The following is a 6,387-nucleotide window of genomic DNA, read 5'->3' on the forward strand; positions in this document are numbered from 1 at the left end:
CCTCGCGCTGCTCGCTCCCGGCGCCACCGTCCGCGCCGATGCGGCGGCGATCGCGGCGGGCGCCCCCGAGCGGATCGACGGACGCGAGGCCGTCGCGGCGTTCTTCGACGGCAGCGCCCACGCGGCCCTGCCCGTCCTCGTCCTCGGGCGCCCGGGCTACGCCTGGTTCCACCTCGGCGCCGCCCGGGTCGCCTTCGACTTCGCGGTGGACGGCGGCCGGGTCGACTCGATCGTGTTCCGGGCCGATCCCGACGTCCTCGCGGGCGTGCTGCGCCGGCCGCGCTCGGCTGCGGTCACACTCGAGGGCCGCGATCCGTCGTAGGAGCAGTAGCCGTCGCGCCGTGCGACGGCAGGAGGAGGATGCACCGTGAAGACCATGACCTGCCGCGATCTCGGAGGGCCGTGCGCCCTGGAGCACCGCGGAGCGACCGCCGACGAGGTCATCAACGCCCAGGACCGCCACCTGAAGGACGCCGTGAAGGCCGGTGACGAGACGCACCGCGAGGCCCGCGAGGCGATGAAGGGCCGCTGGATGCGGCCCAAGAAGGCGCTGGACTGGTACAACGGCGTCAAGCGCGCCTACGCCGACCTGCCCGAGGACTGAGCGACGACGGCGCCCCTCCCTCCGCGGGGGAGGAAGGGGCGCCGTCGTCGGTCAGCGGCGCGTCAGCAGGCGGCCGCCGCGTACGGCGCCGACCCGGAGAACGCGGGCTGGTCGACCGCGGTGCCCATGACGGTGGCGGTCCCCGCCGGCACCGAGCGCAGGCGCGTGGTGAAGGCGGCCGAGGCGGAGGCGCCGGGGGCGACCGACGCGAACGACTTCGACCCGTAGGCGGTCTCGACCTGCACGGCGGCCGCAGCGGTGTCGGTGTTCCTCACCGTCACCGTGAGGACGACCTTGCCGGCGATGCAGCGCGTCGACGCCGTCGGCGTGAGCTCGAGGGTGTCGAGGCTCACCGCCGCGGAGGTCGAGGGGGTGACCAGGGCGTCGGCGTAGCCGTCGTACGAGGCGGTGACGCCCGTGACTCCGGCCGGGACCGTCGCCGTGGCGGTGCCGCCGCTCAGACGCACGGTCTGGCTCCAGCTGCCGCCGCGGAAGGTGACCGAGCCCGCCACGTCGCCGGAGTCGGCCGCCGTCACCGTCGCGGTCGCGGTCCGGCCGTCGACGGCGAGCGTCGTGGTCGAGCCGACGGCCGAGACCGGCGCCCACTCCTTCAGGGCGGTGAGCACCGTCTGCGGGACACTGACGAACGCTCCGTGGCGCGGGCTGGCCGGGAGGCCGCCCTTCGTCGAGACGGTCCAGTCGGCCGACTTCGAGAGGCGCGACGCCTGCGAGCTGCCGGCGATCGCGGCGCCCGAGGTCACGAAGGCCTTGTAGCCGCCGCTGCCGTAGTTGTCGACGAGGAACGCGTAGCCGTCTCCGGTGCCCGTGGTGTCGTTGGGGTCACCGGCGTTGAGCTTCACGATCTCGGGGCCCTCGCCCTCCTGGCCCGTCTCGAGGCGGGTCATGTTGGTGTCGGTGAGCTGCCAGGTCCTCGTGGGGTCGGCGTTCCAGTTCGACGAGGTCGTCGGCGCGGTCAGCACCGTCGACTTCTCGAGGAAGATGTCCTTCCCGGCCTCGAGGATTCCCGCGGCGCCGCCCTCCTCGTTCTTGGTGAAGCGGTAGTAGTAGTCGCCGATCTTCGTGATCGTCGAGTCGATCCGCGCGTAGCCGGTGTCCTGCCAGGTGGCGGGCGGCTGCGTGAAGGTGCGGAAGTCGCGGGTGATCACCGAGAAGACCCGCGAGTAGAGCTTGTCGCCGTTCGACTTCGTGGCGTCGGAGTAGAGGCGCGACGAGAAGAAGACGACGTACGACTGCAGGGCGTCGTCCCAGTACGCCTCCGGCGCCCAGGTCATGCCGGCCGCGGGCTGGTTGACCGTGATGCCGGTGTCGGCGCCGTTGGTGCGGGTCCACTGCACCAGGTCGGTCGACTCCCAGACCTCGATCTTGAGGCTGCCCTGGGACTGCGCGTCGCCCCAGCTCGTACCGCACGAGATGCAGAGGTCGGTGGCGACCATGTAGTACTTGTCGCCGTTGTGCGAGCGGAGGATGAACGGGTCGCGGAGGCCGCGGGTGTCGGTCGTCGAGGTGATGACCGCCTTGCCGCCGTTGACCGGCGAGAAGGTGAAGAAGTCGTTGCCGGACGTCGCCGCCTGGTAGATCTTCTCGTCGCCGTCCGACTTGAAGTACGCCGAGGCGTAGCCCGCGTCGGGAGCGGTGCGGCCGAGCTCGGCCACCGTGAGGGCGAACGTGCGCGACTCCGAGACTCCGTTGAGCGTCGCGTTCGCGGTCAGGGTGACGGTCGCGTCACCGGTGCCGTACGCGGGTCGGGTGACGACTCCGCCGCCCTGGTACGGGTCGGCCGCGCCGACGGCCGGCGCCTGGTAGCCGGCGTTGGTCGGAGTGACGAGCGCCGGGTCCGAGGACGTCCAGGTGATCGCGGTGCCGTTCTTGACGCCCTTCACGACCAGGGGCAGGTTCTCGGTGGTGCGCGGCGCGAGGGCGATCGCGTCGAGGTCGTCGTTGATCCTCGGAGCCAGGACGACGAGCTCGAAGGTGATCGGGCCGCCGGAGCTCGGGGTGGCCGTCAGGGTGACCGGGGTGTCGGTCGTGATCGTGCGCGACACGGCTCCGGTGGTCGAGACGACCGCGGGGTTCGACGACGCCCAGCTGAGGGAGATGCCGTTGCTGGTCGTGGGGAGGTTCAGGTTCCCCGAGACCGCGGTGAGCGACGGGTTGCCGTTCAGGACCACCGGCAGCAGGTCGGAGCGCAGGAGCGCCGCCGTCGAGGCGCGCTTGGCGTCGGCGGTCGGCATGCTCGAGGCGACCTGGTCGGCGGTCAGCGAGGTGTCCCAGAACTTCACGTCCGTGACGTCGCCGGTGAAGAGGGCGTCGCCCTGGTAGAGCGAGCGGCCGAGGTAGCCGAGCGTGGTGCCGGAGGGGATGATGCTCGCCATCGACTTGGCCGCGGTGACGGTCGAGATCTGCGCGCCGTCGCGGTAGAGGGTCAGCGTGGTGCTGGAGCCGGTGCCCGATCCGACCATGGTGAGAGTCGTGAAGCCCGGGTTGAGGCCGCCGCCGGCGGGGAGCCGCTGCTCGCCGTTGCCGGTGTCCTTCACGCGGATGCCCGCCAGCACCTGGGCGTTGTACGCGCCCTCGGAGCTGCGCGGGTTCACGAACACGTGGTTGCCCAGCGCCGTCGTGTTCCAGGGGCCGACGCCGTCGCCGATCACCCAGCCGAACTGGTTCGCCGAGGTCTGCGTCTTCACCGTGTACTCGACCGCGAAGGCGTTGTCGGTGCCCGTGACGAGGTTCTTCGGCAGGGCCGCGTAGCCGTTGGCGCGGAACCGGGCGACCTGGTCGCCGCCCGCGTCCGCGAAGGACGCGTCGGTCAGCCCGGTGAGCGTCGCGTTGCGTCCGTTCCCCGAGATGTCCAGGAGGGCCGAGCCGGCGTGCGACATGTCGTAGTGGGCCGTGGGAGCGGGGACGTCGACCGCCGAGGCGGCCGTCGGCACGAGCACGCCGGTGAGGGCGACGCTCGTGCAGGCGAGGGCGGAGAGCAGGAGCGTGCGGGTCCGGCGCGCGGGCGCGGGGTGCTCCGAGGAGCGTCGTCTCATCATCGAGACCTTTCCGATCGGTGGAGTGGATCAGTGGGGCGGGGTGGCCGTCCCTGGTCCCCGTTCGCGGGGCGAGTCGGGAGTGTTCACGCTAACACGCGCGCGGTTCCGGGGAACAGGGGTGATTCGTGCCGATTCTCCTGGTGCGCCGCGGCGCCTCCGTCCCCTCGGGCCTCGTCGGTACGATCTCGCGTGCTCCGCTCGGACTGATCGCGCGATCTGCGGCGTCGGGGACCTCGGCGAGGCCCGAGTCGCCTCCGGTCCCCTCCTCGCCGGTCGCGCGATCGGGCCGCGCTCGCGACGGCGATCCCGGGTGGCCCTAGTGTGTGACCGCACGCGAAGCCGCGGGCACCTGGAGGAGGCCGTCATGCCCGAGTGGTACACCCTCGGCGTCGTCGCGCTGGTGATCGTCGTGGTCGTCGTCGTGATCGTGCGCTTCCGCATCAACCCGGTCATCGCGCTCGCACTGGGCGCCGCCGCGATCGGCCTGCTGACCGGTCTCGGGCCCGTCGACACCGTCTCGACCATGTCGACCGGCTTCGGCGAGGTGATGGCCGAGGCGGGCATCCTGATCGGCTGGGGCGTGCTGATCGGCGCGATGCTCAACGAGACCGGCGCCATCGTGCGGCTCGTCGAGGGCCTGATGCGCGTGTTCGGCCGCCGGGGAATCCCGTACGCGCTGGGCCTCTCGCTCGCCACCTACCTGCAGACGATCTTCGTCGACGTGCTCATCGTGATCGCCGCCCCGCTGGCCCGGAGGATCGCGCCGCGGCTGGGACCGAACGGCACCGGCATCATCGGCGTCACCTTCGCCGTGGGCCTCGAGATGGGCATCGTCATGATGGTGCCCGGCTTCGCCGCGGTCGCGCTCGCCGGGCTGCTGGGCGTTCCGCTCGGAGTGATGATGCTCGGCGGCTTCGCGGTCGTCGCGCCCACGGTGGTGCTGACGATCCTGCTGATGTCGCTCGCCTTCCGGCTCGGCTTCTGGGACCCCGCGCGCGACCAGCAGGTGGTCGTCCGGGACGACGACGAGGAGGTGGGCGGCGGCGGTGCCGCACCCGCTCCTGCGACCGGTACCGTGCGCACCGCCGTCGGGGGAGTGCCGCGCGGCCCGGCCGGCCTGCGCCCCGGCGCGGTCGAGGAGCGCGAGCGCCCGCTCCTGCTGCTGTTCGCGCCGATGCTGGTCGCGCTCCTCCTGATCGCGACGCAGGCCGTGCTGACCGTGGCCGGCGCCGAGGTGCCCGCGCTGCAGTTCCTCGGCAACCCGATCATCGCCCTGCTGCTCGCCGTCATCGCCACCGGAGTGATCGGCCGCATCGCGGTCGGCACCAAGCGCATCGAGAAGGCCGTCGTGAAGGGCTTCCAGGACGGCGGCCAGATCTTCCTCCTCACCGGCATCGGCGGCTCCCTCGCCGCCGTCATCGCGCAGGGCGATCTGGGCGACGTGCTCAAGGGCTACTTCTCCGCCTCCTCCTTCGCGCCCCTGCTGCTGGTGTGGCTGATGGCCGCGGTGCTGCACATCGCGGTCGGATCGGTGACGCTGTCGGCCATCACGGCGGCGGGAGTGATCGCACCCGTCGCGGCCTCGCTCGGCCTCGATCCGCTGCTCATCGCGCTGGCCGCCGGCTCCGGGGCGCTCTTCTGCATCCACGTCACGTCGAACACCTTCTGGCTGCTGCAGACGTTCCTCGACCAGTCGGTCCGCGGGGCGCTGAAGACGGTGACGGTGGGGGTCTCGCTGGCGTCGGTGCTGGCGCTCGGGATGACGCTGGTGCTGTCGCTGTTCCTGGGCTGAGGCGCGCTGCTCCCCGCTGTCACGTCGGGGCCGATTGCGCCACGACCGCGCCACGCCGACGGGTGGACATGAGGGAATGTCAGTGGTCGCTGGTCGACTACGCGCATGACGGAGACAGGGACAGTGGAGGCGCTCGCCGCAGTGCGGGAGCACGGCGACCGAGCGGATGCGCTGGCGCGGTCGGCGGCTCCGGTGCTGCTGGCGGCGGCGGAGGAGCTGTACGCGGGGCATCGTGCGGCGCTGGGGTGTCCTGAGGCGTTCGCGCGGGGGGTGTCGCGGAGCGAGTCGGATGATCTGGTGGAGCGGTCGGTGCGGGCCGAGCTGGCGGTCGCGCTGGGGGTGTCGGAGCGGGTGGTGTCGCGGGAGCTGGAGTATGCGGGGCTGCTGGTCGAGGATCTGCCGTGCACGCGGGCGGCGCTGGCGGCGGCGGTGGTGCGGTGGGAGGCGGGTCAGGTGATCTGCGCGGTCGCGGCGACGCTGCCTCGGGAGTCGCGTGCGGCGTTCGATGCGCGGGCCGCGCCGCTGGCGGTGGAGTTGACGCCGACGCAGTTGCGGCGGCGGGTCGCGCGGTTGCGTGACGAGCTGCACGTCGAGCCCCTCGCGGAGCGGCATGTGCGGGCTCGGGAGGATCGTGCGGTGTGGGTGGTGCCGGAGGTGGACGGCATGGCGGTGCTGTGCGCGCGGCTGCCGGCCCCGGTGGCGGTGGGGGCGTTCGCGCGCCTGGATCGCATCGCCCGGTGCCTCCGCGAGGGCGACGAGGGCGCGCTCGGGGACGCCCGGACGCTGTCTCAGTTGCGGGCGAATGCTCTGGCCGATCTGCTGTGCGACGGCGACGTCGCGGGCACCGCTCCCGGCGGGGAGCCGGCGGTCTCGACGTTCGTGCCCGGGGTGCGCGCCGAGGTGCGGCTGACCCTGGCGGCGAGCACCGCCGCCGG

The 6,387-nt window shown here is 72.5% G+C and carries 4 protein-coding genes and 1 pseudogene; 4 read left to right on the plus strand and 1 reads right to left on the minus strand.

Annotated elements, in window-relative coordinates:
- Nucleotides 1–322: pseudogene (locus tag NB037_RS18045) on the plus strand (hypothetical protein); the annotation flags it as partial.
- Nucleotides 323–376: 54 nt separating this feature from the next.
- Nucleotides 377–604 carry a hypothetical protein gene (locus NB037_RS18050; RefSeq protein ID WP_251948254.1) on the plus strand — a complete coding sequence of 76 codons (228 nt, stop codon included), beginning with the start codon at nt 377–379 and terminating at the stop codon, nt 602–604.
- 62 nt (nt 605–666) lie between these two features.
- Here the strand turns inward: NB037_RS18050 and NB037_RS18055 are convergent, their stop codons facing one another.
- Complete coding sequence (locus tag NB037_RS18055; protein WP_251948248.1) at nt 667–3,657, minus strand: immunoglobulin-like domain-containing protein; 2,991 nt, start codon at nt 3,655–3,657, stop codon at nt 667–669.
- Between the two features lie 367 nt (nt 3,658–4,024).
- Between NB037_RS18055 and NB037_RS18060 the strand changes: the two genes are divergently transcribed.
- Nucleotides 4,025–5,452, plus strand: a complete 1,428-nt coding sequence (locus NB037_RS18060; protein ID WP_251948250.1) for a GntP family permease — start codon at nt 4,025–4,027, stop codon at nt 5,450–5,452.
- 105 nt (nt 5,453–5,557) lie between these two features.
- Nucleotides 5,558–6,387: DUF222 domain-containing protein (locus tag NB037_RS18065; protein WP_251948252.1), on the plus strand; the 830-nt coding region annotated here is incomplete at its 3' end.

This window comes from Rathayibacter rubneri, assembly GCF_023743255.1.
Classification (GTDB): domain Bacteria; phylum Actinomycetota; class Actinomycetes; order Actinomycetales; family Microbacteriaceae; genus Rathayibacter; species Rathayibacter rubneri.